This window comes from Streptomyces sp. NPDC003016, assembly GCF_053591455.1.
In genome coordinates this window covers 1-1121 of sequence record NZ_JBSFTV010000103.1, presented here as the reverse complement: position 1 = coordinate 1121, position 1121 = coordinate 1, and the positions used below count along the sequence as shown (strand labels likewise).

Genomic DNA, 1121 nt, shown 5'->3' with positions numbered 1-1121 from the left:
GACGGCCGGGACGCGGTGTCGATCTCCGTGGCCGACCTGTCCGGGGCGCCGGTTGCCTCGGTCGACTCCCTGCTCGTACGCACGGTGTCGAACGATGAGCTGAGCGCGGACGCCGCGCTGGCCAGGGACGCGCTGTTCGGCCTCGACTGGGTTTCCGTGCAGTCGGGCGCCGAGGTGCCCGAAGCCGTCGCACTGGTGGGACCCGACCCGTTCGGGCTGGCCGACGGGCTCGCGGGAGTGGGGCCGAGCGTCGAGACGTACGCCGATCTGGCATCCCTGACGGCCGGTGACGCCCCGGTGCCGGGCACCGTACTGGTGAGCGTCGCCGGCACGGTCCGGGACGGTGTCGTGGAGTCGGTTCACGCTCTGACCTCCGACGCGCTGACGCTCGCTCAGCGGTGGCTGGCCGATGAGCGGTTCGCCGGCTCGCGGCTGGTGTTCGTCACCCGTGGCGCGATGGCGTCCGGTGACGAGGACGTCACGGACGTCGCCGCCGCCGCGGTCTGGGGTCTCGTGCGATCCGCGCAGACGGAGAACCCCGGCTGCTTCGGCCTGGTGGACCTCGGCGTCGCCGAGGACGCCTTCGTACAGATGGCTCAGGCACTGACCGCCGACGAGTCCCAACTGGTCATCCGCGACAACGGAATTCGAGCGGGCCGCCTCGCCCGGCTGGAGTCCGGAACAGGGCTCGTGCCGCCGGCCGGAGTGCCGTGGCGGCTGGACAGCGAGACGAAGGGCAGCCTGGACGGACTGGCCCTGGCGCCGTTCCCTGAGGTCCTTGAGCCGCTGACCGGACACGAGGTGCGGATCGAGGTCCGCGCCGCCGGTGTCAACTTCCGCGACGTCCTCAAGGCGCTCGACATGTACCCCGGCGACGCCGGGCGCATGGGGCGCGAGGCCGCGGGCGTGGTGACCGAAGTGGGTCCCGAGGTGACCGGGCTGACGCCCGGCGACTCGGTCATGGGTCTGGTGTCCGGTGGCTTCGGCTCCCTCGTGGTCGGCGACGCCCGGCTGCTCGCCCGACTGCCCGGGGGGTGGTCGTGGGAGGTCGCGGCGTCGGTGCCGTTGGTGTTTTTGACGGCGTATCACGCGTTGGTGGAGTTGGGTGGGGTGCGGCCGGG

Annotated in this window: 1 protein-coding gene; it reads left to right on the top strand. The window is 72.3% G+C overall.

Going from position 1 to position 1121, the window contains the following annotated elements; all coding sequences use genetic code 11:
* On the top strand, positions 1-1121 hold a 1121-nt coding region (locus ACWDZ4_RS35085), incomplete at both ends, for a SpnB-like Rossmann fold domain-containing protein (RefSeq protein WP_451512431.1).